Consider the following 24,624-nt stretch of genomic DNA (forward strand, 5'->3'; position numbering starts at 1 on the left):
ACCCGCAGCCGCACGGTGAAGCCGTCGCTGGAGCGGATCAGGGTGGTGTCGATCTCGAGCTGGTGGATGAGCCAGAGGCCCCAGCCGGGCAGCGAGGCGTCCGAGGTCGCCGGGACGAGCCCGGCCAGCTGGTCGGCGGGGCCGCTGCCGCAGTCGTGGACGCTGACCACGATGCGGTCCGGGGCGGCCCAGATCCGCACGGTGACCGGCGGCCGGCCGTGGGAGAGGGCGTTGCCGGCTGCCTCGGAGATGCCGTGGACGAGGTCTTTGAGGGTCTGGTCGGGCAGCCGGCCGGTGGCGATCCGGCGGAGCGCGTGCCGGGCTTCGGCGGGGGTCCGATCGGTCAGTTCGACCAGCGGGGTGCAGGCTTCCAGGGGGTCGGGTGGGGGCGGCAGTGGCTCGAAGTCCGGTGGTTCCTGGTAATGGGCGCTGGCGCGGCGCCAGCCCGACGACGCGACCAGCTGCGGGTGGGTGCGTCCGACGGCGTCGAGCACCCGGGCGGGGGCGGCGGTGAGGTCGTAGAGGCATCGTCCCCATACGGGGAAGTCCTGCCAGACGGTGTTGACCGCGCTTTCGTACCGGTCCCAGCCCTCGAACTGCCGGCCGTTGCCGGGGTGCGGCACGTCGCCGGCGATCCGGATCTGCTCGGCGCCCATGGCGAGGTGGAATTCGAACAGCCGGCGGTAGGTGGCGATGGCCCTGGCCGGGGTGGCGTACAGGCCGCGGTCGACGATGAACTCGACCGGGGTGGGGTCGGACAGCCGGGATCGCAGGAGATTGGCCTTGCGGTCGTCGTAGCCGATCACGACGGGTTCGCCGGCGGCCAGTCCGTCCTCCACGAAGGGGACGATCAGGCCGAGGAATTCGGCGTCGGAATGGTAGAAGCCGGCTTCGTGGAAGTGGCCGAGGTAGCCGCGGGCGGCTCCGGTTCTCATGATCCGGCCCCGGTCTCCGGTGACCTGGCGGTGGCGGGTCGTGGTGCTGTGGTCATGTCTCAGCCTTCCCCCTGGCGTGGGCGCTGATCTCGGGTTATTGTCCGGGTTGTGGCATGGTTCACCCGAAACGCTCGGTATTTCGGCATGCCCGGCTTCACGGTGGTGCAACCGCTTGCTCTTCGGCGAGCTGCGGTATTCGCAGATGGCGTACGCCGCCGGCGCTTGGCATGATCCGGCGGCGATGCGGTGGGCCGTACCGGAGCTGATCCTCGGCACCCACGGCCACCTGCCCGGTTGTGCCGGACTCGACGCGACGGCCGGTCTCGGTGGCCGGCGCCGGGCGCGTCGCGAAGGCCGCTTTGGTGGTCTCACCCGGTCGGGTCAATCGGTCGGAACCGTTTTGCGGGTAGATTTCGCAGTCGTCGGCGTAGCCGGGATTGGGAGGATGTGGCTCGCTTGCCGCTACTCGAACGGCTCAGTCCGGGTGACCACGTCTGCCTGACCGTGGACGACGACATGGTGCGCCGGGAGGCGCTGACCGAGGTGATCGAGAGTGGTCTCCGTTACGGGTGCCGGGTGGTCTGTTGCGGCGCCGGCGAGGAGGTCTTCGGGTTCGTGAAGCAGCGTGCCGGTGCGGCGCTGGCGTCCGGCGCTCTGCGCGTCCCGTCGCTCGAGTCGTCCTATCTGCGCACCGGGGTCTTCGACCCGGTGGTGGCGCTGAGCTACCTGCGGCGCGAGGTCGATGAGGCGCGAGATGCCGGTTATCCGGGCGTGTACCTGCTCACCGACATGTCGTGGGCGGGCCGTCCGGTGCCGGGGATCGCCGCGTTGCCCGAGTACGAGGCGCAGGCCAACACGGTCTTCGCGGAGGGGTATGCGCTGGCCGTCTGTGCCTACGACCCGCGGGTCTTCGACGTGCCGGCGTTGCGGGGGTTCGCCCAGGCGCATCTGGCCACGGTGGGAACGGGCGCGTCGTTCGATCCGGCTGGTGCGCTGCGGATGCGCCGTACCCGGGATCCGTTCGGGTTGTGCCTGGAGGGTGAGGCGGACCTGTTGAACCAGGCGGCGCTGAGTGCCGTGGTCGGCCAGGTGCTCGACAGCCTGCCGGCCGGGGTGCCGGCGGCGGTTGTCGACCTGTCCTCCGTGCGGTTCATGGACACCGCGGCGGCCCGGGTCCTGCTGCTGGCGTGGCAGCGCGCCGCGGGCCGGCTGCAGTTCGTCGGCCAGCCGGCGCTGATGGCCCGATTGTTCCAGTTGCACGGTGCCGGCCAGCCGGCCGGCAACGCCTGAACGCCATGTCGCCGCGTGTGTCCAGAGGGAATCCCTGATGATCGTTGACGCTCCCGAGTTCCACCATCCGGCTCTGCTCTATTCCCGGCAGGATGAGTACGTGGCGGCGGTCAGCGGGTTCGTCCGTGCCGCGGCGGACGACGGCAATCCGGTGCTGGTCGCGGTTCCCGGGGCGAACCTGCGGCTGCTGCGCGGCGCGCTCGCCGATGTCGGGGCTCGGGTCACCTTTGCGGACATGGCGGTGGCCGGCCGCAATCCGGGCCGGATCATTCCCGGCGTGCTGCTCCGGTTCGCCGCTGACCACCCTGGTCGCCGGGTGGCGATCGTCGGCGAGCCGATCTGGCCGGGCCGGTCGGCGATGGAGTATCCGGCCTGCGCGGCGCACGAGGCGCTGATCAATGCGGTGTTCGCCGGCCGGGACGCCAGCATCCTGTGTCCGTACGACGTGGGCCGGCTGGACGCGTCGGTGGTCGAGGACGCCTGGTCCACCCATCCGGCGATGGTGGTGGACGGGGTGCTGCGCGACAGCGACCGCTACCTGGATCCGGTGCTCGCCGCCGCCGGCTTCGACGAGCCGTTGCCGCGGCCTCCGCGGGATGCGGCGTCGCTGGTGTACCGGGATTCGCTGGCCGCCGTGCGGTGTTTCGTGCGGCGGCACACGGCCGGCTGGCTGCCCGAGGTGCGGACCGAGGAGCTGGTGCTGGCCGCGAGCGAGGTGGCGGCCAACACGGTGGAGCACACCAGCGGCCCCGGTTCGGTCGCCTGCTGGGTCGAGCCGGGCCTGGTCGTGTGCCAGCTGCACGACACCGGCCAGCTGACCGATCCGCTCGCCGGGCGGCTGATTCCGCCGGACATCCGTCATCGCGGGTACGGATTGGTGCTGGCCAACGAGCTGTGTGACCTGGTGCGCATCCATGTGCGTCCGTGCGGCACCACGGTCCGGCTGCACCAGGCGCGGTAGTGCTTACCGGCTGGTCAGGGTGTTGAGGTCGCGTTCGGCGAAGAGGCGGTGTTCCCACTCCTCGTTGAGGATGGCGCCGAGGCAGCGGCGCACCGGGTAGGCCTTCGGCGCGGGGTATCCGGGGGCGGTGACCGGGGTGGTCATGGCGTCCAGGTCGATGTCGTCGAGGACGCGGCGGACGGTGGCCATCCGGTCGGCGCGCAGGGCGAGGACCTCGTCGAGGGCAGGCCGGGCGGTGCGGTCGTTGGGCAGGATGCCCGGCATGTCGGGCATCTCGTCGTGCGGCAGGTCGAGCGGTGACCAGGGGGAGGGGTTGCCGAGGATGGCCCGCAGCACCCAGGCGTCGGTGGCGAAGAGCAGGTGGCGCAGGGTCTCGATGAACGAGTACTCGTCGTCGACGCGTTCGTGCAGCAGCTCGGGCGGGAGCCGGCGGGCGCGCTCGACGGTGCCGGCCCACAGCTTCTCCAGGATGGTCCAGGCTTCGCGGTAGCCGGCGAGGTCGGTGGGCTTCATCTTGGCGCGGTCCGGGTAGCGGCGGTTGAGTTCCGCCTCCACCAGGGGTTCGATCTCGATACCGTTGACGGTGAGGCCGGTGATGTAGCCGTCGATCTCGGCGTCGGCGAGCACCACGCCGCGGATCTGCGCGCCGCTGAGGTCGACGTTGCGGAAGCGGGCGCCGCTGAGGTCCTGGTTGATGAATTCAGTCACGGTGGCAATCTTGGCGGTGGTGCTACGGTTTGTCACGGCACCGTGTTCGCGGTTGTCCCGGACGAGTGCGTGTCGTACCCGGCTCTGACAAGACGACCGTTGGCTGAGGTGGGTCTGTCATGGCGTGGTTGGTGCTTGTCGTCTCGGGTCTGATGGAAACCGTGTGGGCGATCGCCCTGGACCGCAGTGCCGGTTTCTCCCGCCCGTTGCCGACCGCGATCTTCGGGGTCGCGCTGGTGGTCAGCATGCTGGGTCTGGGTTATTCGTTGCGGACCATCCCGGTCGGGACCGGTTATGCGGTGTGGGTCGGGATCGGCGCGGTCGGCACCGCGGTGGCCGGCATGGTCGCGCTCGGTGAGAGCACCTCGCTATTGCGGATTTTCTGCTTGCTGTTGGTGGTGGGCGGTGTGGTGGGATTGAAGTACGCCCATTGATCGCTCCCGCGGGAGGCGCCTCGTGCGATTCGCGGCCATCGCCCTGTTCCTGTTGCTCGCCGCCACCGGGGTGGCCGCGCTGGGCCGGGGTGTCGACGGTCTGGCCGTGCCGATGATCGTGGCGGGGTTGGCCGGGGCCGCGGTGGCGCTGGTGTCGCGCTCGCCCCGCTGGGTGCGTCCGGCCCGCTCAGGCGCGATCGCCGCTGCGGTGATCCTGGTGGTGGCCGGGGCGTTGCTGGCCCCGGCGGGCGCCGACCGGGCTTTCGTGATCGTGGTCGACGTGATCATCGGCGCGCTGCTGGTGGCGTTCGCCCTGCTCGCCCCCGCCTGACCGGCCTTCCCCCAATTCCTAGAATCCTAGGATGGTCTAGAGGCAGTGCGGCAAGCCGCACCCAACCCATGAAAAGCCGGCTTCGCCGACAGACCACATTCCTTTTTCGGTACGGCCTCAGCGCGCTCACCGTGGGAGAACTCGGGTGCGGGATGCCCGCCGGTGTGGGCAGCATGGGCTTCGTGCCGCCGTGGGGGTCGGGTCGTTTCGGCTCTCGCGGTGCTTGGTGAAGGTCGTGGATCGGAGTGGGTGGTGGCGTTCACGCATCGGGTTGCGCGGCGGGACGATCTGCCGGTGCTGGTGCCGGTGATCGAGGCGGCGATCGCGGAGCTGCAGAAGGAGTTCCTGGACGACGGGCAGATCGCGGCGAGCCGGGCGATCATGGGGTTGGACACGGCGCTGGTCGACGACGGCACGTATTTCGTGGTCGAGCAGGACGGGCGGGTCGCCGGGTGTGGCGGGTGGAGCCGGCGGGCGACGTTGTACGGCGGGGACCATTCGGCGGGCCGGGACGCGGCGTTGCTGCGGCCGGGGCAGGATCCGGCGAAGGTGCGGGCGATGTACACGCATCCGGATTTCGCCCGCCGCGGGGTCGGCCGATTGATCCTGTCGCTGAGTGAGGCGGCGGCCGCCGCGGAGGGTTTCACCACACTCGAGCTGATGGCGACGCTGTCCGGGGAGCCGTTGTACCGGGCGGCCGGTTTCGTGGCGGTCGAGCATCTGAGCGACGATGCCGGTGGCGTCGCGGTCCCGCTGGTCCGGATGCGCAAACCGATCGCCGCGGCGGTCGGGTAGCGGTGTCCGCTCGCCCTCGTCTGGCGGTGTCCGCCCGCCTTCGTCGTGGCAGCCGCCCGGGGCTGCTGGCCGGGGTCATCGGCTGGCGAGGGCCTTGAGCGGGTGTGATGTCTTCTCGGTCGGTGGGGTGCCGTGGCCGAAGCACGCGATGTCGACGTCGAGCTCGGCCTGCCGGCGCAGGAAGTCGGCGGCCTGGCCGGGGTCGGTGTTGAAGACGCCGAGCAGGACGGTGCCGTCGGGTGCGCGGGCGATGGTGTCGCCGGTGAACAGGATGCGTGACTGGGGGCAGGTGGTAGGCGACGCTGCCCGGCGCGGGGCCGCCCGCACCGCGGTGATGAGCTCAACTGACACCACCATGGCGAGCCCGACCGACACCAGCACCGCGGTACCGAACCGCCGTGGTGTGCCCGGCCGGCACCCCATGGGGTTCCGGCCGGGCGCCGCGCGGTGCTGGGCTTATCGGCGGAGGTTGGTGGTGGCCCAGGCGTGCAGGGTGGTCGGGGTGGTGGTGAGTGGGGTGCGGGGCTGCTCGGGGGTGAAGCCGTCGCGCAGGCCGCTGGTCATGGCGAGCAGGGCGGCGATGGCGGGCTCGGTCATGCCGGTCTCGGTCAGGGCGGCGGCCATCGTGTCGTCGGGCAGGACGGTGAGGGTGATTTTGGTGTCGAGGGCGGTGGAGAGGATGTCGGCGGCCTGGGTCCAGGTGAGGTCGGCGGGGCCGTGGACGGCTTGGACTGTGGTGCCGGTGGTGCGGGGGTTGAGCAGGCGGGCGGCGGCGATCTCGCCGACGTCGCGGGGGTCGACCCAGGGCATCGGCTGGTCGGGGTCGGCGGTGGTGGTGAGGGTGCCGGTGTGTAGTTGGTCGGCCATGGCGAGCAGGTTGGTGTAGTAGTAGCCGCAGCGCAGGATGTGCACGTGGGCGCCGGTGGCGGTGAACTGCTGCTCGCTGTGGGCGAGGCCGTCGATGAGGCCGGCGCCGGTGCGCAGCTCGGCGCCGACGCTGCTGATCAGGACGATGTGGCGGATCCGGTTGGCGTGCACGGCGGCGGTGCCGGCGGCGACGATGGCGGTCATCTCGGCGAGCGGGTCGGCGGCGGTGAGGTTTTCCGGGGTGATCCAGAGCAGGGTGTCGACGCCCTCGGTGGCGGTGCGCACGAAGCCGGGGTCGAGCAGGTCGCCCTGGGCGAGGTCGACCAGGTCGTGCAGGCCGGGGTCGAGGCGGGCGGGGTCGCGCAGCAGGGCGCGGGGGCGCACGCCGGCTTGCAGGAGCAGTTGCAGGGTGCGGGAGCCGACGTGGCCGGTGGGTGTGGTGACGGCGATAGTCATGCTCTCTTGCCTACTCGGGGGGTGTGACAAGAATGGGCGGCATGCTCGGTGATCGCTGGGGTGTGTCGGACGCTGAGGTGGCGCGGCGTTATCCGTGTGACGATTTCGTGGCGGATCCGTCGGTGCGGGCGTGGCGGGGTGTGCCGGTGGCGGCGGCGCCGGAGACGGTGTGGCGGTGGTTGCGGCAGGTGCGGCTGGCGCCGTATTCGTATGACTGGATCGACAATGGGGGGCGGCGGTCGCCGCGGGTGCTGGTCGAGGTGGCGGAGCCGCGGGTGGGTGAGCCGTTCACGGCGACGGGTGGGCGGCCGCGGGGGCGGGTGCTGGCGGTGGAGCCGGGCCGGGCGTTGACCGCGCGGATCATGGGTGCGGTGATGTCGTATGTGGTGGTGCCGCAGCCGGACTCCTCGGCGCGGTTGCTGCTGAAGGTGGTGATGCGGGTGCCTCGTCCGGTGGGGCTGGCGTTGTGTGTGGGTGATCTGGTGATGGCTCGCCGCCAGTTGCTGACGTTCAAGCGGCTGGCGGAGGGTTAGGCGGTTTCCAGGGCGGCTTTGACCAGGGCCAGTGCTGTCTCGGCAGGGATGCCGAGGGCGCGGGTGGTCTCGGCGTACGCGAGGGCTGCTTGTTGTGCTTTGCGGGAGGTGCCGGTGGCGCGGGCGGTGATGACGGTGCCGGCTCGGCCGCGGGTTTCGACGAGGCCGGCTTGTTCGAGTTCTTTGTAGGCGCGGGCGACGGTGTTGGCGGCCAGGTGCAGGTCGGTGGCGAGTTGCCGGACCGGGGGGAGCCGGGTGCCGGCGGCGAGGGTGCCGTCGGCGGCGAGGGCGGCGATGCGCAGCCGGACCTGTTCGTAGGGCGGGGTGGCCGAGTGGGGGTCGATGGTGATGTGCATCAGATCAGTTTCGGGGGTGTGTTGCCGGCGGCGGTGATGGCCCGCCGGAGGGGGACGAGGGCGAGCAGGACGCCGCCGAGGACGAAGAAGACGACGAGGCTGACGATGCCGAGGCGGTAGCTGTTGGTGATCTGGAAGATCAGGCCGAAGAAGAGCGGGCCGAGCCAGCTGGTGCCTTTGTCGCTGATTTCGTAGAAGCCGTAGTACTCGCCTTCCCGGCCGGCGGGGATGAGCTGGGAGAACAGGCTGCGGCTGAGGGCTTGGCTGCCGCCCATGACCAGGCCGATGCCGGCGCCGAGCAGCATGAACGGCAGGGGTGCTTCGGCGGGGAGCCAGAAGGCGGCGATGACGACGAGCAGCCAGAGGGCGAGGGCGATGAGGATGGTGGTGCGGGCGCCGATGCGGTTGGCGAGGGCGCCGAGCAGCAGGGCGCCGCCGAAGGCGAGGAACTGGACGATCAGGATCGTGATGATCAGGGTGCCCTGTTCGAGGTGGAGTTCTTCGGTGCCGAATTGGCTGGCCAGGGAGATGACGGTCTGGATGCCGTCGTTGTAGATCAGGTAGGCGCCGAGGAAGGCGAGGGTGAGTGGGTAGGCGCGCATCGCCTTGAGGGTGTGGCCGAGTTGGCGGAAGCCGTCGGTGAGGACGTTGCCGCGCTGGCCGGTGCTGTGGGTGCCGGGGTGTTCGCGGAGCCAGAGCAGGGGGAAGAGGGTGAAGGCGGCCCACCAGATGCCGGCCGAGACCATGGACCAGCGGGCCAGGTCGAGGGTGCGCTGGGTGTTGCCGTCCTCGCTGAGCAGGGTGACGGCGATGAGGTTGAGCAGGAGCAGGACGCCGCCGCCGAGGTAGCCGATGGCCCAGCCGCGGCTGGAGATCTTGTCGCGGTCGTCGGGGCCGGCGAGCTGGGGCAGGAACGAGTTGTAGACGACGACCGAGGCGCCGAAGGCGATGTTGGCGATCAGGAAGAGGATGCCGCCGAGCAGGTAGCGGTCGCCGGTGACGAAGGCCATCGCGATGGTGGCGCCGGCGCCGAGGAATGCCGCCGCGGCGAGCAGCGGTTTTTTGCGGGGGGCGCGGTCGGCGACGGCGCCCATCACGGGTAGGACGAAGACGGTCAGCAGGACTGACAGGGATACCAGGTAGGGGAAGAAGGAGCCGGCGGCGATGGTGATGCCGAGCGGGTGCACCGAGGCGTGGCAGTCGGGGGCGCCGTCGCCGATGGTGCAGCCGGCGGCGAGTTTGGTGACGCTGGTGAGGAACGGTCCGAGGAAGACGGTGATGACCGTGGTGGAGAACGCGGAGTTGGCCCAGTCGTAGAAGTACCAGCCGGTGCGTTCCCGTTTACCGGCGGGGACGGGGGTCGGGGTGCCGGTGACGGCCATCGTGCGCTCCTGGGTGTGGGTCGGTGCGCGCACATGATGTCACCCGGTGGTCGTTGACACGAGACCTAGGTCACTGTTCATCGGGTGTCCACCAGCGGGCCAGGGCGCTGACGGCGGGGTCGTCGGAGGCGGCGAGGGTGGCCCAGGGGTCGGCGCCGTCGGGGACTTCGATGCCGGCGTAGGCGGCGAGCTGGTGCGGGTCGACGGGTTCGGCGGGGGCGGTGTAGGTGTCGGGGGTGCCGAGGCTGGTGGCGTCGACCCAGGGGAAGCCGTCGACGGGTTCGGGCAGGTCGCCGACGTCCAGCGCGGGCGGGAAGTCGGTTTCGGACATTTCCGGAATGTCGTCGAGGGAGTGGGGCACGTCGAGCGGCTCGGGGTCGTGGTGTTCCCAGTCCGGCACGTCGTGGTGCTCCGGGAGGTCGTGCTGCTCGGGCAGGTCCGGCAGCTCGTGGGTCTCCGGCAGTTCGTGGCTGTCGGCGAAGTCGGCGAGCCCGTCGTCGTCGTGGTGGTCGAAGCCGTCCCAGTGGTCGCTCATCGTTACCTTTCGTCGTCGATCGGTGCCGGGGTCAGGGCTCGGGCGCGCAGCAGGGCCTCGTCGGCCTGGCGGACGCGGACGCGTACCGTGTCGAGTTCCTGCTGGGCGGCGGCGCGCCGGGCGGCGCGGCCGGACGCGTCTTCGGCGGCGGCCGCGTCGAGGTCGGCGATCTGCGCGTCGAGGTCCTTGAGGCGGCGCCCGGTGGCGTCGTCGAGGGCGACGGACAGGGCGTATTGCAGGTCGGTGAACCGGACGGTGATCTCGTCGGCGAGGGCGGCGCGGGCTTCGGCGAGCACGTCGCGCAGCCAGGTGCGGGCGTGCTGGCGGTCGCTGTGCACGCGGCGGCGGTAGAGCACGTAGCCGCCGGCGGCCAGGCCGAGGCCGAGGCCGGCGACCGGGACGAGCAGGCCGCCGGCGGCGCCGAGCACGGAGATGCCGAGGGCGGCGCCGCGGCCGGCCATGAAGGCGATGCCGCCGGCGGACAGGGCGATCAGCATGTTGTCGCCGGAGCCGTCGCGGGGTGCGGCGGCGGCCAGGGTGTGCCGCAGGGTGGCGTTGACCTTGCCGAGGACGGTGTCGCGGTCGCCGGGGTCGAAGGCGTTGTCCAGGACGGTCGCGGCGATGTGGCCGAAGGTGGTTTCCAGGTGTTCGGAGAGGTGGGCGGCGACGGCCTGCAGGTGCACGTCGAGGTCGTCGGGCAGCCGGGTGAGCTGGTCGCCGCGCAGGGTGTCGATCCGGGCGGCGGTGTCCTGTTGCAGGTCGGCGATCCGGGCGCGGAGCTGGCCGATCGCCTCGACCCGGGCTCGTTGCACCTCGGCGCCCAGCAGCAGGGTCCACTGGCGGGATTCGGTGCGTTTGCGGGCGGCGAGTTCGGCGCGGTCGGCGCGTAGCTGCGCCTGGCGGGCCGGGTCGGCGGTGGCGGCTTGCACCTTGGCTTCGGCGAGGGTGTGCAGGCGGCCGAGTTCGGCGCGGGCGGCGCGCAGCACGTTGGCCAGTTGTAGTTGGTGGCCGCGGCCGGCGAGTTCGATCAGGGCGTGCTGCAGGCCAGGGATCTTGGAGGCGTCGGCGAGGGCGGTCTGGCGGGCCGGGTCGGTGGTGGTCAGGGCGAGTTCGGCGAGGCGGGCGGAGACCGGGTACCAGGGTGCGGCGGCGAATCGGGCGGCGTGGGCGTGCAGCAGGGCCTGGTTGTCCTCGGCGATGCGCCGCCACTGCGGATAGGCGTCGATCTTGGTGAGGGTGAAGACGACGGCGTCGACGCGTTCGGCGGCGCGGGCCAGGAAGTCGAGTTCGGGTTTCGACAGCGGGGCGGAGGCGTCGGCGACGAACAGCAGGGCGGTGCCGCGGCGTACCGCGTCCAGGGCGATGGTGGCGTGTGCCGGGTCGAGGCCGCCGGCGCCGGGGGTGTCGAGCAGGCTCAGGTAGCGCAGTAGCGGGGCGGGGTGGGTGATCTCGATGCGGCGGGCGCGGTGCTCGCCGCGGGCCCAGCCGGCGAGGTCGTCGACGGGGACGGGTTCGCCGCCCTCGGGCAGCCAGGCGCGGGCGGTCATCGTGTCGCCGGGGACGAAGCCGAGGTAGGCGGCGGTGGTGACGGCGACGTCGACCGGGGACAGGCCGGGCACCCCGAGCAGGGCGTTGACCAGGGAGCTTTTGCCGCGTTTGGTTTCGCCGACGACGACGATGCCGGGCCGGGTGAGTTGCAGGCGGCGCAGTTCGGCCAGGTCGGCGGCGGCGTCCATGTCGGTGGTGCGCAGGTAGGCGAGGGCGTCGCGGACGGCGGTGTCCAGGGTGGTGGTCAGGTCACGCATCGCGGGTCTCCTGGGCCAGCAGCTGGAAGCCGCGGTGGGCGATGTGCGCGATCCGGGCCTGGGCGGGGGCGGCGCCGTCGACGGCGTAGGCGCGCCAGCGGCCGGCGGCGGCGATCAGGTCGTCGCGGCCGGCGCCGGGCCGGTCCAGGATGTAGGCCGGGTCGTCGGAGGTGGCCAGCCGGATCAGTTCGGTTTCCCGGTCGGCGGGCAGGGTGACGGCGCCGGTGGCGGCGCGCTGGGCGGCGTCGAGCAGCCGCAGCCGGTGGTAGGCGGGGTCGCGCAGCAGGTCCTCCAGGGTGTCGCGGAGCCGGCCGCGCAGGCGCGGGTCGCCGGTGTGCCCGGCGAGGCGTTCCAGGCGGGTCAGTGCCCAGCCGGCTTTGATCGCGTCGGCGCGCCAGCCGAACGACTGTTGCAGGGTGTGTGCGAGGCGGGGGAAGCCGGAGACGGCGAGCAGCCGGCGCACGAGTTCGCCGGTGCCCAGGCGCGGTTCGGCGGCCAGCTGGGCGCAGGCGTAGCCGATGCCGTACAGGTCGAGGCGGGCCAGGAGCCGTTCCCGGCGGTCCGGGCCGGGCGGGGCGGGCAGGGTGCGGAACAGGTCGACGGAGGTGAGCAGCAGTTGCAGGTCGGGGCCGGGCAGGGCGGCGAGGGCGGCGAGGGCGTCTCGGTCGGCGTCGGTGAGCCGGCCGGCGCCGGCGGTCTCGGCGAGCAGCCCGGCCAGGGGGACGACGTCGCCGACGGTGCGGGCCAGCAGCCGGGCCTGTTGCTGGGCCAGGGGTGCGGCGGCCGGCCACGGGTCGTCGGCGCCGCCGGTGAGGGTGTCCACCTTGGCGAGTACGCCGAGGGCGTTGATCGGGGAGGCGGACAGCCGGGCGGAGGCGTCGTGGAAGGCGTCCAGGGCGCGGACGTCGTCGGCGCGCACGGCTTGGGTGAACACGTAGATGACGGCTTCGGCGGCGGCGACCTCGCGTTCGCTGTCGGCGTCGATGTCGTCGTCGAACGGGGCGTCGCCGACGACCCGGCCGGCGCGGTCGCTGCTGGCGGTGTCGGTGGAGGACAGGCCGGGGGTGTCGACGACGGTGAGGGTGCGCAGCCGGTCGTTGGTGAGGGTGACGTCGAGGTAGGCGATGCGGCTGGCGGGCACGCCGAGGCGGGCCGGGACCATGCCGTCGTCGTCGAGGGGCAGGCTGGTGCGGGCGCCGTCGCGCAGGACGACGTCGATGCGGTCGGCGGGCCCGTACCGGAAGCGGGTGACGACTCTAGTGCACTCGCCGGCGGCGGTCGGGGCGACCCGCCGGCCGATCAGCGCGTTCACTAGTGTCGACTTTCCGGCTTTCAGGCGACCCGCGATCGCTACCCGTAACGGTTCGTGGAGACGGTTGCCGATCTGTTGCACCTGGCCACCAGCATGGGAACCAAATTCCGTGACGATCTCGTGACACAGGGTAGCCAGGCGGGTGCTGAGCGGGCCGGTCACCACGACTCGTCAGCGCAGCACACCGTCAGCGACAATGTGCAGGACGCGGCAGTCGACGTCACGAAACGGGGCCTTTCTTCCGGCGGCGGCAGGACGATCACCTGCCCGCCGCACAGCCTAGGATGCCGATGACGCGTCGGGGATCCCGAGTTCGTGCCAGGCAAGGAGGACACTAGTGGCGGACGAGCCTTACCTGGCCGCATCCTCCACTCTGCGTCACGGCCCGGCCCTCGTGGTCCTGACCGGCCCGCCCGGCTGCGGCCGCAGCACCCTGCTGCACCGCATCGCCGGCGCCGCCGGCGGGCCCGTGCACACCGGCGGCGGCCTGGCCATGCTCGCCGGCGTCCCCGCCCTCGCCCTGTCCCGCGCGGTGCGCGCCCGCCTGCCCGGCGACGACATCCACCTGCTCGCCGAGGCGGTCCGGTCCCGGGTCCGCGGCGGCCTGCTCGTGCTCGACGACCTGCAGCACTGCGACCCGGCCACCATCGCCGCCCTGCCGCACCTGGCCCGCACCTGCCGCGTCCTGGTCGCCCTGCGCACCCCGCACCGGCTGCGCGACGACGCCCACCAGGCGCTGCGCGAGGCCGCCACCGCCTGGCTGACCGTGCCGCCGCTGGACCCCGCCGACGCCCACGCCCTGGCCCGGCGCACCGCCGCCCGCCTCGACGACACCACCCTGGCCGGCGTGCTGGCCCGCGCCGGCGGCAACCCCCTGGCGATCATCGCGCTGGCCCGGCAGGCCGCCGCCGGGCGCGCCCCGGCCGGGCAGGAGGTCGACCAGATCGGGTACGCGATCGCCACCGCCCTGGCCGACCTGCCCCGGCCCGCCCGCACCGCGCTGGCCGCGCTCGGCCTGCTCGGCCGGCCCGCCCCCGCCGCCCTGCTCGGGCCCGGCGCCGCCGACCTGCACGCCGCCGGCCTGGTCGAGGCCGAACCGGGCGGCGCCCTGGTGCCGGTGTCCGCCTACGTCGCCGAGACCGCCGCCGGGCTGCTCGACGCCGCCGCCCGCACCGACATGCACCAGCGGCTCGCCCAGCTCACCCCACCCGCCGAAGCCGCCCGGCACCTGGCCGCCGCCGGGGATGCGCCCGGCGCGTACCGGCACGCCCTGGCCGCCGCCGACCAGGCCACCGGCGGCGAACGCGCGGCCCTGCTGCTGTTCGCCTGCGGCCTGGACACCCCGATCGACCTGCGGGTGCGGCTGGCCGCCGCGGACGCCGCCCTGATCGCCGGGCGGCCCGCCGACGCCGCCGCCGTGCTGGCCGCCGCCGGCGCCCGCCCCACCGGCGCCGCCGCGCCCCTGGCCCTGGAGGTCGCCGTCCTGCACGGCGAAGCCCTGCTGCAGGCCGGGCGCAGCGACGCCGCCCGCGACGCGGTCCGCGGCGTCCCCGACACCGCCGCCGGCCCGGTCCTGGCCGCCCGCGACCGGGTGCTGCTGCTGGCCGCCCTCGACACCGCCCCGATGTCCGCCCTCGACCTCGCCGACAAGATCGCCGCCCGGCACCCCGACCCGCTGCCCGGCGTCGCCGCCGCCCTCGCCGCCGTGCACGCCGCGCACCGCACCCCCGGCTGGGACACCGCCCTGGCCGCCGCCGCCGACCCGGCCGGCGACCCGCTGATCAGCCGCTGGGCCGCCTGGCTGCTGGTCGAGCACCTCGCCGCCGACGGCCGGCTCACCGAGTCCGCCGCCGCCGCCCAGCGCGCCGCCGACGCCGCCGGCGCCGCCCTGGCCTACGGCTGGCAGACCCGGTTCGCGGCCGCCGCCGACTGGGCCCGCGCCCTGCACGGCACCGACACCGACACCGCCCAGCGGCACGCCGCCAACCTCACCGACCTCGCCCTGCCCGAGCAGGCCCGCGCCTACGCGACCGCCGCCACCGCCCTGATCGAAGCCGACACCGGCCTGCTCGCCGCCGCCCGCGCCCGGCTCGCCACCGCCCCCGGCCACCCGGCCGCCGACTGGGTCCGCCACGAGGCCGCCTGGCTCGACGGGCAACCCGAGCGGCGCGCCGGCGAGCGCACCGGCGACGGCCTGCTCGCCGGCCTGCACGCCATCACCGCCCGCTGGGCCGCCCACGACCTGGGCCTGCACGAGCACCCACCGATCCCGACCGGGCTGCCCGGCCCGGCCCGGCGCACCCTGACCGCCTGGGCGGTCGGCACCGGGTTCACCGCCGCCGCCGACAGCTGGCAGCCGATCGCCCTGCGCGAACAGATCCGCTGCCTGCTCGCCGCCGGGCTCACCGACCCCGACCGGGACCGGGCCGTCGCCGCCCTGCTGCGCGCCGAAGAACTCGCCGACAGCGCCGGGCTGACCGTGCTCGCCGGCCGCGCCCGCCGCGGCCTGCGCGCGCACCGCGTGCACCGCGACGTCCGCGGCCGCCGCAGCCAGGGCGGCCTCACCCACCGCGAACAGGACGTGCTGCGCCTGGTCGCGGCCGGCGAACCGACCCGCCGCATCGCCGGGCAACTCGGCATCTCCACCGAGACCGTCGACACCCACATCCGGGCCAGCATGCGCAAACTCGGCGCCCGCACCCGCACCGAAGCCGCCGCCCTGGCCTTCGCCCCGACCCGACTCGACACCAGCGACAACAGCGAGGATGGCCGGTGAACACACAGCCCGACGCACCACGCCACGTAGTAGCCACCTCGGCCGACGCTGACACGGTCCTGCGCCGCCTGGCCCGCGACGGCTGGACCGCCCGGTCCGGATTCGCGCTGCCCGACCCCGCCTGGGACGTCGCCGCGCACCGCATCGTCCTGCACGGCCGGATCGCCGACGACGACACCGAAACCGTCGCCCTGGCCGTGCTCGCCGCCGCCCGCGGCGCCGGCATCGTCGCCGTCTGCAACCCCGACTCCACCGCCGGGCGCGCCCTGGTCGACGACCTCAGCCGGATCGGCACCGTGCACCGCGGCACCGACGGCGCCGACCCGGTCGCCAGCCTCATCCCCGAACAACGCGCCCTGCTCGACCGTCTCGCCGCCGGCGACACCATCGCCGCCGCGGCCGCCGCCGAATTCCTGTCGCTGCGCACCGCCAACCGGCGCATCGCCGAAGCCCGCGCCCTGTTCGGTGTGCGCACCACCCGCGAAGCCGTCCTGGCCTACCTGCGCCAGCGCCAACCCGAATAACCTCCCGGCGCGCTCGCCGCTGCCGGCCACCTTCTTTTTCCGGTACGACCGCAGCCGCCCGCCCCGCAGCACCGGAACCGGATCGCGCCCTCACACCAGGCGCGGCAGCAGGATCCGGCCGCCCTCGTGCACCCCGCCGTCGACGGCCAGGACCCGGCCGCCGGCATACCGCACCGGCTCGCGGACCTGCGCCGCCGGCACCCCGAAATGCTTCGGCAGCGTGCTGTGCCCGTGCACCAGCACCGCCCCGCCGAAGGTGCGCAGCATGACCGCCACCGGATCGTCGGGTCCGGGCGCCGCACCGTCACGGAACGCGGCCCGGTCACTGATCCGGCCACAGAACTCCAGCCAGCCGGCCGGGTCCCGGCCGGCCAGGGCAGCCCGGACCGCGGTGTTGACCGCCGCCACCGAGTCACCGAACGCCCGATAGGCGGTGGTGTCCGAATGCACCAGCAGATGACCGTCCACGAGCGCCATCGCCGGCCGCGCGGCGATCCACGCCAGATGCTCGCCGGTCAGGGCGCGCAGGTCGCTGTCGCGCCCGCCGAACCGCGCCCAGCCGCCGCGGAAACCGCCCGCCTGATCCCAGCCCGGCACCGGCGCCGTACCGAACAGGTGCGCCGCCATCAGCTGCACCTCATGGTTGCCGAGCAGCGCCCCCACCACCCCGCCGGCCGCGGCCGCCTGCCCGGCCCAGCCGCGCACGTCGTCGATCACGCCGAGCCCGTCCGGCCCCGGTCGACGTAGTCACCCAGCAGCCACAACCGGGCGTCGCGCCCCGACCACCGCCCGTCCGCGCCGACCAGCCCGGCGTCGCGCAGCACCCGCCGGAACTCGGCCCGGTGCCCGTGCATGTCGGAGGCCACGAACAGCGGCGCCCGCGCCGCGGCAGCAACCATGGCTGGCACAGTACCGCCGGAGCGCGCCGCCCGCCGGATCAGGCGAGGCCGTCGCGGGCGGTGAGCATGTCGGCGAGGGTGACGGTGGTCTTCCAGCTGCGGATGGTCATCGACTGGTAGAGCGGGGACGCGATGATCGCGCTCAGCCGGCTCTTGGTGCGCTGGGCGCTGAGCCGCTGGGAGTAGACGACGCCGTCGCCGGGCCACACCCGGTCGACGCCCTCGCGCGGCTTGAACAGCGGCATCACCTCGGCGGCACCGACACCGATCAGGAAGATCGCGTCGCTGTGGTAGACGTCCGGCTGGTCACCGAACCCGGCCGGCCGGTCCCGCACGACGGCGCGCAGCTGATCGCCGGAGAGCACCAGCACCCGGACCAGATCACTGTCCAGGTCGAACGCCGCCGGCAGGGCCGCTTCGATGCGGGCCGCGGTCGCGGCGGCGTCGTGCTCCGAGGTCAGGATGACGTTCCCGCTGGCGATGAAGGTGGTGACCGCGGAGAACCCGCACTCTTCCAGGCAGGTCCGCAACGCGGCCATCGGCACCTTGTTTCGGCCTCCGACATTGATGCCGCGCAGAAGAACCAGGAAGGTCGTCACCCCGGCATGCTATCCACCACCGGGAACCCGCCCGTCGTGGAGCTCATGACACGCAGCGAGGCCTGCGATGGCGCGCGGTGACGACGACCTCGTCGCGTTCACCCAGGCGAGTTCCTCGCGGCTGCGACGGGGCGGTGTACCTGCTCACCGTCGCCGGCCTGGCCGCGTCCGACCGCAACGGTGTCCGGTTGCCGCCGCCCCGGGGTGCCTATCCGCGCCGCCGCGCACTGCTCGCGGCCACCACGGTGGACGTGGCGGCCACCAAGCCGCTGCGCGGAGGGCGCACGCCGCCGTGCACCGCTGCGGGCCGGCCGGCACGGGGCCTACCGCGTACCGGAGCAAGCCGGTCTCAGGGGTTGGTGCGGTGCAGCAGCAGCCAGGCGTCGGCGGGGAACAGGGTGCGGGCCATCGCCCAGACCGGCCGGGAATAGTAGGGGCGGGCGGCGGCCGCGTCGATGATGCGCGGCCGGTCGGTGTGCTCGGTGCGGCCCTTCCAGCGCAGGTCGCAGGAGCCGGCGGCCAGGACGTTGCGGACCCAGTTGGTGCGCGCGCCCCACGGCAGGTTGATGACGAACACGTCGGGGGTGGCGACCACCGCGACCGGCACGCTCAGCGCCCGGCCGGAGACCCGGCCGCGGTGCCGCACGACCGCCCACAGCGGGAAGAAGCGGCGCCCGGCCAGGACCCGGACGGCGGGGGCGGTGGCGCGGGCCAGCCGCCAGGAGGTGGTGTGCGGGGCTGCGGAAACGCTCATGGCGTCGATGGTGCCCGGGCCGGGCGCGGCGGCGCATCACGGTGGACTGTCAGCGCGGGTGACGGAAATCCGTTACGTGCCGCAGGGCGTAGGTGACCGCGTCCGCCCGCCCCCGCGCGCCGATCTTGCGGTAGATGCTGGCCAGGTGCCGTTCCACGGTGTGCACGGCGATGCCGAGCCGGGCGGCGAGCTGCGCGTTGGAGTCGCCGCCGGGCAGCAGGGCGAGGACCTCGCGTTCCCGGGCGGTCAGCGGCCCGGGCGCCGGGTGGCGGATCGGGCCGCCGGTGACGAATTCGGCGACCAGCCGCACGTCGGTGTCCGGGTCCTGCAAAAACAGCGTCGGCGTGTCGCCGGGCAGCTCGACCAGCCGGGCATCGCTGAGCGCGGCGGCGAGCCGGCGGGCCACGCCGGCCGGGATCTGCTGCGGCGACTGCCGGTGCAGCACCAGCGCCGGCGCCCGCACCCGGGACAGCTCGGCGGTCACGTCGATGTCCTGGGCGGCGGCGAACCAGGCCTGGGCGACCGGGGCGGTCGTCGCGGTCCGGAACGCCTCGGCGGTCCACCGGTTCGACGGGCTCATGTCCCAGCCCAGCCAGGCCGCCGCGGCGGCGTCGGCGAACAGGTCCCAGTCCTGGTCGATCAGCGACAGCAGCGCCCGGGTCTGGGCGGGCAGCATCGCCTCGCGCATCCGCGGCGCCCCGCCGAACAGCACCAGCCGCCGCACCCGCTGCGGCTGCCGGGCGGCGAACGCCAGCGCGGTGGCGGTCGCGTGGTAGTAGCCGAGCAGCGACGCCCGGGCGATCCCGGCGTCGTCGAGGACCGCGGTCAGGTCCCGCAGGTGCGCGTCGACACCCAGGTCGCCGAGGTCGACGCGGCGCTGCGAGCTGCCGGTGCCGCGCCCGTCGTAGAGCACCACGGTCAGGTGCCGGGCCAGCGCCTGGTAGGCGGCGCGCATCGCCGGGATCCGCCACTGGGCGACGATGTTGCTCAGCGACGGCATCCAGACCAGCACCGGGCCGCTGCCGAACACCTGGTAGGCGACCGTCACCCCGTCGCCGGTGCGGGCGAAGCGCAGCTGCGGGCCGTCGTCCATCGCGGTCAGGGCTGCCCGGGCCCGGCGGCGGGGTCGCCGCGCAGCGGCCCGTCCGGATCACACCGGGCCAGATCAGGATCAGTTTCCGGTACGAGGCGCGCCGCGACATCCACGATCGTCATCTTAGGGTGCCGGCCGGGGTGCGCCGGCAACCGGCAACAGGTGGTGCGAGGGCCGCTCCGAGCTGCCGTTTCCGTCCTCGCGCCGGCGCTGCCGTGGGGTCGTGCATCCGTGCGGGCGACCACGGGTTGATGTGGGCGGCGATGTCGCCGCCCACAGCGGCTTCACCGCCACCTACCGGCGGGCCTGCGGGGTCCTGCCCAGCGACAGCCTGCACCACCACTGACGCCACGGCGACCCGGCGACGGCACCGAGCGGCTGGACCACGCTCCACCGACATGACATCATTGTTGTCATGTCGGTGGAGCGTGGTGCACAGATCTACCGGGTGCTGCGGCTGACCCGGCCCCTGGTGCTCAACTCGGCCCGGGTGGTCGAGGCGGCACTGAAGGCCGACCGGGTCAGCGTCGGGATGCGCGCCGTCCTGGAGGTGCTCGCCGAGGACGGCCCGATGACCGTGCCGGCCATCGCCGACCGCCTCGACCTGGCCCGCCAGGGCATCCAGCGGCACGTCGACGACCTGGCCGCGCTCGGGCACGCCGAGGCCCGGCCCAACCCGGCGCACCGCCGATCGGTGCTGATCCACCTGACCGGCAGCGGGCAGGCCCTGTTCCGGCGGATCCGCGACGACGACCTGCGCCGGCTCGCCACGATGGCGGCCGACTGCAGCGCCGACGAGATCGCCACCGCCCTGAAGGTGCTGCACGCTCTGCACCGCGACGTCCAGCAACGCGTCCGCGACGAGGCCGGCCGATGACCACCGACGCCGACCTGTACGCGATCACCACCACCAACCGGCTGATGATCGCCGACGTGCTGGACCGGCTCGACCCGGCACAGTGGCGGGCCGCGACGCTGTGCGCGGGCTGGACGGTGCACGAGATGGCCGCACACCTGCTGCAGCCGATGCTGGTCGGATTCGGCCGGTTCTTCCTCACGGCGCTGCGCCACCGCGGCGACACCGACCGGACCGTCGACCACCTCACCCGCCGGATCGCCCGCCACGACCGCGCCGAGCTGATCGGCCTGCTGCGCCGGCACGCCGGCGACCGGGTGAACCCGCCCCGAGTCGGCCCGATCGGACCGTTCGCGGAGACCTGCGTGCACCTGCGCGACATCGCCCGCCCACTGCGCCTGCCCGCCGACGTGCCCACCGGCCACTGGCGGATCCTGCTCGACTACCTGACCGGCCCGAACCCCGCCCCCGCCCTGGCCACCCCGGGACGCTTCGCCCGGGTCCGCCTGCAGGCCACCGACCTCGACTGGGCGACCGGCGCCGGCCCACTGATCACCGGCACCGCCGAAGCCCTCGGCATGGCCCTGACCGGCCGCACCACCGCCCACACCGACCTGACCGGCCCCGGCCTGCCCCTCGCCTTCGCCTCACCCGCCGCCGCCGAACCCCGACCGCCGCGGGACATGCCATGATCGGAGCGTGGCGACGGACCGGCCGGTCGACGCCGGCGACCTCGCCGACCGGATCCGCGGCGCCGGTCAGCGGCTCGGGGGACGAGCCGTCACACAGTAGGGGCGGCCGGACGGATCGAGCAGGGTGGTCCAGTCACCAGGGTTGCGGCGGACCACCGTGGCACCCAGCGCCACATGCCGGGCCACCTCGGCGTCCACGTCCGAGCACGCCAGATCCACGTGCACACCGGCCGGACCCGACTGCAGACGCTGCAGCAGCAACCGCATCGGGACCGGCGGCGGCGGAAGCAGCCGCTCGAACTCCGGGCAGTCCGGCATCGGCTCGTGCCGCCAGCCGGTGACCGCGCGCCAGAACGCGACCTCCCGCTCGTACCCGGAATCGGGAATGTCCAGGCACAGCTGATCCGTGCTGCTGGCCTGCCCGCCCGGCCAGACCGGCGCCGCCGGGCCGACCGCCTCCCCATCCCAGGGCACCAGGCAGAACACGATCCCGGCCGGCGAGCGCAGCACCACCACGTCGTCCTCGACCCGCACCACCCGCGCCCCCAGGTCCCGCACGGCGGCGGTGGCCCGCGGCAACGCGTCGACGTGCAGGTCCAGATGCCCGCGCGCCGGCGGATCACCGACCACCTGCACCCGCAGCAGCGCATCCCCGGCGGCGGGCAGCAGCGTCGCGAACACCCCGCCGCCGCGCCGCGCCGACAGCGTCGTCCCGGTCACCGCCAGCCAGAACCGTTCCGCCGCCGCGGCGTCCGCGGCCGGCGTGTCGAGAAACCCGGTCACCCAGCGCACCGTCACGGCACCAGCACCACCTTCCCGCGGCTCTGCCGCGCCTGAGCGATCTCGTGCGCCCGCCCCGCCCGCTCCAGCGGCAGTGCCGCGTGCACGTGCGGGCGCAGACCCAGCTCCCACAACTCCCGCTCGTGCTCGGCATAGCGTTGCGGCTGGGTGCGGGCGAAGTACGCGATCGCGAACCCGGTCATCGTCTTCGCCCCGGACAGCAGGTCGACGGCGGGAACGGTGCCGCCACCGCTGGCGAAGAACACCAGCCGCCCGCCGGGACGCGCCGCCGCCAGAGCGTGGGGGAGCACCACACCACCGGCACCGTCGAGGACCACGTCGACCGGCTCGACGTCCAAGGCGTCGTAACCGACCACCTCGTCGGCGCCCACCTCGTACAGGAACGCCTCCTTGCCGGGCGACGCGGCCGCGACCACCCGGGCCGCGCCGCGCAGCCGGGCGGCCTGCACCAGCAGATGCCCGACCCCGCTGGCCGCCGCCGTCACCAGCACCGACTCACCCTCGACCAGCGCGGCCGCGTCGAGCACGCCGAGCGCCACATGCCCGGACCGGACCAGCGCGACCGCCGTGGTGAACTCGGCGTCGTCCGGGATCCGGGTGGTCATCATGGCGGGAGCGGCCACCACCTCGGCGTAGGAGCCGCCGAACGGCAGCGCCGCCACCCGGTCGCCGACCATCCACCCGTCAACGTCCCGACCGATCCCGATCACCTCCCCGGCGACCTCGCCGCCAGGCACGTCGCCGTCGCGCAGCCGGGCCACCGCGGGCCGGGTCACCCCGATCGCGTGCGCCCGGATCAGCAGCTGACCGTCGCCGGCAACCGGCTCCGGCGCCTGCTCGACCTGCAGTTCCCCGTCGCGGTAGCGGATCTGGCGCATCAGTTGCGTCCCGTCCGCAGCGCCGCCGCCACATCCGGGCGCCCGAACCCCTCGGCGAACGCGGCCGCCTTGTCCCACGGATACTCCACCTGCCGCCACACCACCTCCCAGTCGCCGGACGCGTCGTCGACCAGCGCATACCGGGCGTGCGGGGTGCCCGCCGCCATCGCGTGCGGATACGGCGCGTCATCGGTGTAGGCCGGCCAGCCGACACTGCCCGGGTTCACGATCAGCGGCCCGCCCGGCAGCCGCAGCGACCCGGCCAGATGGGTGTGCCCGCACAGCAGCAACCGGTACCCGGACACGTCACCGACCCGCTCGCGGACCTCCTCGACGGTCGCGTCGCGCACCCCGGCCTCCTCCACCGTGTGCAGCAGATACTGCAGATCGTCGGTCGGGGTGCCATGAAAGGCGAGAACGTCCGGGGCGGGGGACAGGGTGACCGGCAACGACGCCAGCCACTCCAGCTGCCCGACACCGAGCAGCCCGGCGGTCAGCCGGTCGGCCATCCCCTGCCGCTGCGGCGGCACCGTGAGCACCTGCCGCTCATGGTTGCCCGCCACCGTCGGCAGTCCGATCCCGATCAGCCGGTCCGCGGTCTCGGCGGGCTGCACATAACCGGACAGCAGATCCCCGAGATTCACCGTGACGTCGACCCCGTCGCCGGCGATCGCCGCCAGGACCGCGTCGAGCGCCGGAAGGTTGCCGTGCACATCGGAGATCACCGCGATTCGCATGCGATCACCCTACGGCGACCGGAAACCCATTTTGGTACGCCAACCGCCCGTCCGCCCCGGCCGCCAGCGCATCCAGGTGATCGTCGAGGGTGAGGAACACCTGCCACGGCTCCTGCCCGGACACCGCCACCAGCCGATCCACCAGCAACTGCTCCAGATCCGGGACCCGCTTCGCCTTCCACACCTTGTCCGCCACACTGACCAGCAGATCCTCCAGCGTGACGCCGGGCGCGTCCCACGACCCGTGACTGCCGGCGAACCGGGCCAGCTCCGGCGCCACCCCCGCAGCCAGCAGCAACCGCCGCCCGGCCGGCTCGTGCCGCGACCCCGGCCCGGACAGCTCCCGCGGATGCACCACCTTGCCGATGTCGTGCGTGGCCGCCCCGAACAGCACCGCCTCCCGATCGAAGCGCAAGTCCGGATAGGTGGCGGCAAGCCAGCCGGTCAGCCGCCACGCCACATCGTGCACCAGCCGCAGATGCGCCCCCAGCCGCGGCGGCGCACCGAAGGCCTCCAGCAGCTCGGCCGCCGCCGGCGGCAAAGGACGCAGGCTCATCCGATCACCTCGGCATCCTCCAGCACCAGCGGCGCCCACTGCGGCGCGCCGGCGGTGCCGTGCTTGGGGTCCACGCCGACGAACCGGCCGCCGTGGCAACGCGTCACGGTATGCCGTGCCGTCCAGTCGACCGTGGTCTGCGCCCGGATCCGCTCCTCGCACGCCCACGCCCGCTCACCGAACCGGACCACCGTGGAATGCCCGTGCACCTGCGAGAACGGCAACGACTGCACCCCGGCCAGCCACGACGGATACACCCGCGACCCGGCCTCAGCCCACAACGGCCCGTCGAAATCCCACAACAGCGGCTCCGGCCGGGTGTTCAGCAGATCCGCCGCGGTCCCCGCCGTCACCGGCGCCCCGAGCAGCCGCCACGCGTCCACGGTCAGCCCGGCATGACACAGCAGCAACTCCTCACCGGCGGCGGTGCGCACCGCCGCGGCGACCCGCAGCCACTCCCGCAACCACCACTGCCGCAACACCGCCGCATCCGCCTCACTCAGCGGCTCGGGCCAGAACCTCACCCCGCCCAGATACTGCGCCTCATGGTTGCCGATCAGCTGAACCCACCGGCCCGCCGCCAGCCGCCCACCGACCAGCCGCAGCACCCCCGCACTGTCCGGACCCCGGTCGACCAGATCTCCGACCTGGATCACGACGGTGTCCGGGTCGTCGGCCAGCGGCAGCACGACCCGCTCCAACTGGTCGGCGCAGCCCCCGACATCCCCGACGATCACGATCCGCGGCATGCCCGGAAAC

At 73.6% G+C, this 24,624-nt stretch carries 28 protein-coding genes, 1 pseudogene and 1 riboswitch; of the genes and pseudogenes, 10 read left to right on the forward strand and 19 right to left on the reverse strand.

What is annotated here, in order from left to right; translation table 11 throughout:
- Positions 1–11: 11 nt before the first annotated feature.
- Positions 12–935, reverse strand: a pseudogene (locus BJY16_RS47665) (anti-sigma factor RsbA family regulatory protein); the annotation flags it as partial.
- A gap of 456 nt (positions 936–1,391) precedes the next feature.
- Between BJY16_RS47665 and BJY16_RS30020 the strand changes: the two are divergent.
- Together BJY16_RS30020 and BJY16_RS30025 are read left to right on the forward strand one after the other, a co-directional pair.
- Entirely contained in the window at positions 1,392–2,225 is an 834-nt protein-coding gene (locus BJY16_RS30020) for an MEDS and STAS domain-containing protein (protein WP_185042905.1), read from the forward strand.
- Positions 2,226–2,262: 37 nt separating this feature from the next.
- Positions 2,263–3,186 (forward strand): anti-sigma factor RsbA family regulatory protein, encoded by a 924-nt coding sequence (locus BJY16_RS30025; RefSeq protein ID WP_185042906.1) that lies wholly within the window; start codon positions 2,263–2,265, stop codon positions 3,184–3,186.
- A gap of 3 nt (positions 3,187–3,189) precedes the next feature.
- Here the strand turns inward: BJY16_RS30025 and BJY16_RS30030 are convergent, their stop codons facing one another.
- Positions 3,190–3,894 (reverse strand): DinB family protein, encoded by a 705-nt coding sequence (locus BJY16_RS30030; RefSeq protein WP_239177738.1) that lies wholly within the window; start codon positions 3,892–3,894, stop codon positions 3,190–3,192.
- Between the two features lie 34 nt (positions 3,895–3,928).
- Positions 3,929–3,995, forward strand: a riboswitch (guanidine-III (ykkC-III) riboswitch).
- Positions 3,996–4,013: 18 nt separating this feature from the next.
- On the opposite strand from BJY16_RS30030, the gene BJY16_RS30035 reads away from it, so the two are divergent.
- From BJY16_RS30035 to BJY16_RS30045, 3 genes are all read left to right on the forward strand, one after another.
- Positions 4,014–4,328 carry a DMT family transporter gene (locus tag BJY16_RS30035; RefSeq protein WP_185042907.1) on the forward strand — a complete coding sequence of 105 codons (315 nt, stop codon included), beginning with the start codon at positions 4,014–4,016 and terminating at the stop codon, positions 4,326–4,328.
- 22 nt (positions 4,329–4,350) lie between these two features.
- Positions 4,351–4,659 carry a hypothetical protein gene (locus tag BJY16_RS30040; RefSeq protein WP_185042908.1) on the forward strand — a complete coding sequence of 103 codons (309 nt, stop codon included), beginning with the start codon at positions 4,351–4,353 and terminating at the stop codon, positions 4,657–4,659.
- Between the two features lie 252 nt (positions 4,660–4,911).
- Positions 4,912–5,454 (forward strand): GNAT family N-acetyltransferase, encoded by a 543-nt coding sequence (locus tag BJY16_RS30045; protein WP_185042909.1) that lies wholly within the window; start codon positions 4,912–4,914, stop codon positions 5,452–5,454.
- Between the two features lie 75 nt (positions 5,455–5,529).
- Here BJY16_RS30045 and BJY16_RS30050 read toward each other — a convergent pair whose 3' ends face one another.
- Both BJY16_RS30050 and BJY16_RS30055 read right to left on the reverse strand, forming a co-directional pair.
- On the reverse strand, positions 5,530–5,835 hold the full coding sequence (locus BJY16_RS30050; protein ID WP_185042910.1) for an MBL fold metallo-hydrolase: 306 nt from the start codon (positions 5,833–5,835) through the stop codon (positions 5,530–5,532).
- Between the two features lie 75 nt (positions 5,836–5,910).
- Positions 5,911–6,777, reverse strand: coding sequence for an NmrA family NAD(P)-binding protein (locus BJY16_RS30055; protein WP_185042911.1), 867 nt, complete (start codon positions 6,775–6,777; stop codon positions 5,911–5,913).
- A 41-nt stretch (positions 6,778–6,818) separates the two neighbouring features.
- On the opposite strand from BJY16_RS30055, the gene BJY16_RS30060 reads away from it, so the two are divergent.
- The gene (locus tag BJY16_RS30060) at positions 6,819–7,310 is read left to right on the forward strand and encodes a polyketide cyclase (protein WP_185042912.1); all 492 of its coding nucleotides are present in this window, start codon (positions 6,819–6,821) and stop codon (positions 7,308–7,310) included.
- Here BJY16_RS30060 and BJY16_RS30065 read toward each other — a convergent pair.
- The 5 genes from BJY16_RS30065 to BJY16_RS30085 all read right to left on the reverse strand — a co-directional run bounded on the left by BJY16_RS30065 (position 7,307) and on the right by BJY16_RS30085 (position 12,865).
- Positions 7,307–7,666, reverse strand: a complete 360-nt coding sequence (locus BJY16_RS30065) for a GntR family transcriptional regulator (protein WP_185042913.1) — start codon at positions 7,664–7,666, stop codon at positions 7,307–7,309. The two genes, BJY16_RS30060 and BJY16_RS30065, sit on opposite strands and share 4 nt — an antisense overlap.
- Positions 7,666–9,048: an MFS transporter gene (locus tag BJY16_RS30070; protein WP_185046737.1), complete on the reverse strand. Its 1,383-nt coding sequence runs from the start codon at positions 9,046–9,048 to the stop codon at positions 7,666–7,668. Before BJY16_RS30070 ends, BJY16_RS30065 begins: the two co-directional genes overlap by 1 nt.
- Before the next feature lie 70 nt (positions 9,049–9,118).
- Entirely contained in the window at positions 9,119–9,583 is a 465-nt protein-coding gene (locus tag BJY16_RS30075; RefSeq protein WP_185042914.1) for a hypothetical protein, read from the reverse strand.
- A 2-nt stretch (positions 9,584–9,585) separates the two neighbouring features.
- Positions 9,586–11,388, reverse strand: a complete 1,803-nt coding sequence (locus tag BJY16_RS30080) for a dynamin family protein (protein ID WP_185042915.1) — start codon at positions 11,386–11,388, stop codon at positions 9,586–9,588.
- The gene (locus BJY16_RS30085) at positions 11,381–12,865 is read right to left on the reverse strand and encodes a dynamin family protein (protein ID WP_373873470.1); all 1,485 of its coding nucleotides are present in this window, start codon (positions 12,863–12,865) and stop codon (positions 11,381–11,383) included. The genes BJY16_RS30080 and BJY16_RS30085 overlap by 8 nt, the downstream gene beginning before the upstream one ends.
- A gap of 172 nt (positions 12,866–13,037) precedes the next feature.
- Here BJY16_RS30085 and BJY16_RS30090 point away from each other — a divergent pair, with 172 nt between their 5' ends.
- Positions 13,038–15,476 carry a LuxR C-terminal-related transcriptional regulator gene (locus BJY16_RS30090; protein ID WP_185042917.1) on the forward strand — a complete coding sequence of 813 codons (2,439 nt, stop codon included), beginning with the start codon at positions 13,038–13,040 and terminating at the stop codon, positions 15,474–15,476.
- Positions 15,473–16,000 carry a LuxR family transcriptional regulator gene (locus BJY16_RS30095; protein ID WP_185042918.1) on the forward strand — a complete coding sequence of 176 codons (528 nt, stop codon included), beginning with the start codon at positions 15,473–15,475 and terminating at the stop codon, positions 15,998–16,000. Before BJY16_RS30090 ends, BJY16_RS30095 begins: the two co-directional genes overlap by 4 nt.
- A gap of 90 nt (positions 16,001–16,090) precedes the next feature.
- Here BJY16_RS30095 and BJY16_RS30100 read toward each other — a convergent pair whose 3' ends face one another.
- From BJY16_RS30100 to BJY16_RS30115, 5 genes are all read right to left on the reverse strand, one after another.
- On the reverse strand, positions 16,091–16,717 hold the full coding sequence (locus BJY16_RS30100) for a serine/threonine protein phosphatase (RefSeq protein ID WP_203759138.1): 627 nt from the start codon (positions 16,715–16,717) through the stop codon (positions 16,091–16,093).
- The gene (locus BJY16_RS46645) at positions 16,714–16,899 is read right to left on the reverse strand and encodes a metallophosphoesterase (RefSeq protein ID WP_203759139.1); all 186 of its coding nucleotides are present in this window, start codon (positions 16,897–16,899) and stop codon (positions 16,714–16,716) included. Before BJY16_RS46645 ends, BJY16_RS30100 begins: the two co-directional genes overlap by 4 nt.
- A 38-nt stretch (positions 16,900–16,937) precedes the next feature.
- Positions 16,938–17,498, reverse strand: a complete 561-nt coding sequence (locus BJY16_RS30105) for a DUF1697 domain-containing protein (RefSeq protein WP_185042919.1) — start codon at positions 17,496–17,498, stop codon at positions 16,938–16,940.
- Positions 17,499–17,847: 349 nt separating this feature from the next.
- Positions 17,848–18,252, reverse strand: coding sequence for a PNPOx family protein (locus tag BJY16_RS30110; RefSeq protein ID WP_185042920.1), 405 nt, complete (start codon positions 18,250–18,252; stop codon positions 17,848–17,850).
- Between the two features lie 49 nt (positions 18,253–18,301).
- Complete coding sequence (locus tag BJY16_RS30115; protein WP_185042921.1) at positions 18,302–19,345, reverse strand: alpha/beta fold hydrolase; 1,044 nt, start codon at positions 19,343–19,345, stop codon at positions 18,302–18,304.
- Positions 19,346–19,760: 415 nt separating this feature from the next.
- Here BJY16_RS30115 and BJY16_RS30120 point away from each other — a divergent pair, with 415 nt between their 5' ends.
- Both BJY16_RS30120 and BJY16_RS30125 read left to right on the forward strand, forming a co-directional pair.
- Complete coding sequence (locus BJY16_RS30120) at positions 19,761–20,222, forward strand: MarR family winged helix-turn-helix transcriptional regulator (RefSeq protein ID WP_185042922.1); 462 nt, start codon at positions 19,761–19,763, stop codon at positions 20,220–20,222.
- Complete coding sequence (locus BJY16_RS30125; RefSeq protein ID WP_185042923.1) at positions 20,219–20,893, forward strand: maleylpyruvate isomerase family mycothiol-dependent enzyme; 675 nt, start codon at positions 20,219–20,221, stop codon at positions 20,891–20,893. The genes BJY16_RS30120 and BJY16_RS30125 overlap by 4 nt, the downstream gene beginning before the upstream one ends.
- A gap of 66 nt (positions 20,894–20,959) precedes the next feature.
- On the opposite strand, the gene BJY16_RS30130 is transcribed toward BJY16_RS30125, so the two are convergent.
- Genes BJY16_RS30130 through BJY16_RS30150 form a run of 5 tightly spaced genes read right to left on the reverse strand, consistent with a single transcriptional unit; the run spans position 20,960 to position 24,614 of the window.
- Positions 20,960–21,691, reverse strand: coding sequence for a VOC family protein (locus BJY16_RS30130; protein ID WP_185042924.1), 732 nt, complete (start codon positions 21,689–21,691; stop codon positions 20,960–20,962).
- Positions 21,688–22,572 (reverse strand): quinone oxidoreductase family protein, encoded by an 885-nt coding sequence (locus BJY16_RS30135; RefSeq protein WP_185042925.1) that lies wholly within the window; start codon positions 22,570–22,572, stop codon positions 21,688–21,690. The genes BJY16_RS30130 and BJY16_RS30135 overlap by 4 nt, the downstream gene beginning before the upstream one ends.
- Positions 22,572–23,309: a metallophosphoesterase family protein gene (locus tag BJY16_RS30140; RefSeq protein WP_185042926.1), complete on the reverse strand. Its 738-nt coding sequence runs from the start codon at positions 23,307–23,309 to the stop codon at positions 22,572–22,574. The genes BJY16_RS30135 and BJY16_RS30140 overlap by 1 nt, the downstream gene beginning before the upstream one ends.
- Positions 23,310–23,313: 4 nt before the next feature.
- Positions 23,314–23,865, reverse strand: a complete 552-nt coding sequence (locus tag BJY16_RS30145; protein WP_185042927.1) for an HD domain-containing protein — start codon at positions 23,863–23,865, stop codon at positions 23,314–23,316.
- Positions 23,862–24,614, reverse strand: coding sequence for a metallophosphoesterase (locus tag BJY16_RS30150; RefSeq protein ID WP_185042928.1), 753 nt, complete (start codon positions 24,612–24,614; stop codon positions 23,862–23,864). Before BJY16_RS30150 ends, BJY16_RS30145 begins: the two co-directional genes overlap by 4 nt.
- Positions 24,615–24,624: the final 10 nt, after the last annotated feature.

This window comes from Actinoplanes octamycinicus (assembly GCF_014205225.1).
In the GTDB taxonomy this organism is placed as follows: domain Bacteria; phylum Actinomycetota; class Actinomycetes; order Mycobacteriales; family Micromonosporaceae; genus Actinoplanes; species Actinoplanes octamycinicus.

Excerpts from the sequence above, each read along its gene's own strand:
- BJY16_RS30070 (WP_185046737.1), bottom strand. The coding sequence starts at position 9,048 with ATGGCCGTCACCGGCACCCCGACCCCCGTCCCCGCCGGTAAACGGGAA.
- BJY16_RS46645 (WP_203759139.1), bottom strand. The coding sequence starts at position 16,899 with ATGGTTGCTGCCGCGGCGCGGGCGCCGCTGTTCGTGGCCTCCGACATG.
- BJY16_RS30110 (WP_185042920.1), bottom strand. The coding sequence starts at position 18,252 with ATGAGCGTTTCCGCAGCCCCGCACACCACCTCCTGGCGGCTGGCCCGC.
- BJY16_RS30060 (WP_185042912.1), top strand. The coding sequence starts at position 6,819 with ATGCTCGGTGATCGCTGGGGTGTGTCGGACGCTGAGGTGGCGCGGCGT.
- BJY16_RS30150 (WP_185042928.1), bottom strand. The coding sequence starts at position 24,614 with ATGCCGCGGATCGTGATCGTCGGGGATGTCGGGGGCTGCGCCGACCAG.
- BJY16_RS30125 (WP_185042923.1), top strand. The coding sequence starts at position 20,219 with ATGACCACCGACGCCGACCTGTACGCGATCACCACCACCAACCGGCTG.
- BJY16_RS30080 (WP_185042915.1), bottom strand. The coding sequence starts at position 11,388 with ATGCGTGACCTGACCACCACCCTGGACACCGCCGTCCGCGACGCCCTC.
- BJY16_RS30135 (WP_185042925.1), bottom strand. The coding sequence starts at position 22,572 with ATGCGCCAGATCCGCTACCGCGACGGGGAACTGCAGGTCGAGCAGGCG.
- BJY16_RS30055 (WP_185042911.1), bottom strand. The coding sequence starts at position 6,777 with ATGACTATCGCCGTCACCACACCCACCGGCCACGTCGGCTCCCGCACC.
- BJY16_RS30140 (WP_185042926.1), bottom strand. The coding sequence starts at position 23,309 with ATGCGAATCGCGGTGATCTCCGATGTGCACGGCAACCTTCCGGCGCTC.
- BJY16_RS30120 (WP_185042922.1), top strand. The coding sequence starts at position 19,761 with ATGTCGGTGGAGCGTGGTGCACAGATCTACCGGGTGCTGCGGCTGACC.
- BJY16_RS30075 (WP_185042914.1), bottom strand. The coding sequence starts at position 9,583 with ATGAGCGACCACTGGGACGGCTTCGACCACCACGACGACGACGGGCTC.
- BJY16_RS30065 (WP_185042913.1), bottom strand. The coding sequence starts at position 7,666 with ATGCACATCACCATCGACCCCCACTCGGCCACCCCGCCCTACGAACAG.
- BJY16_RS30025 (WP_185042906.1), top strand. The coding sequence starts at position 2,263 with ATGATCGTTGACGCTCCCGAGTTCCACCATCCGGCTCTGCTCTATTCC.
- BJY16_RS30035 (WP_185042907.1), top strand. The coding sequence starts at position 4,014 with ATGGCGTGGTTGGTGCTTGTCGTCTCGGGTCTGATGGAAACCGTGTGG.
- BJY16_RS30145 (WP_185042927.1), bottom strand. The coding sequence starts at position 23,865 with ATGAGCCTGCGTCCTTTGCCGCCGGCGGCGGCCGAGCTGCTGGAGGCC.
- BJY16_RS30115 (WP_185042921.1), bottom strand. The coding sequence starts at position 19,345 with ATGGACGACGGCCCGCAGCTGCGCTTCGCCCGCACCGGCGACGGGGTG.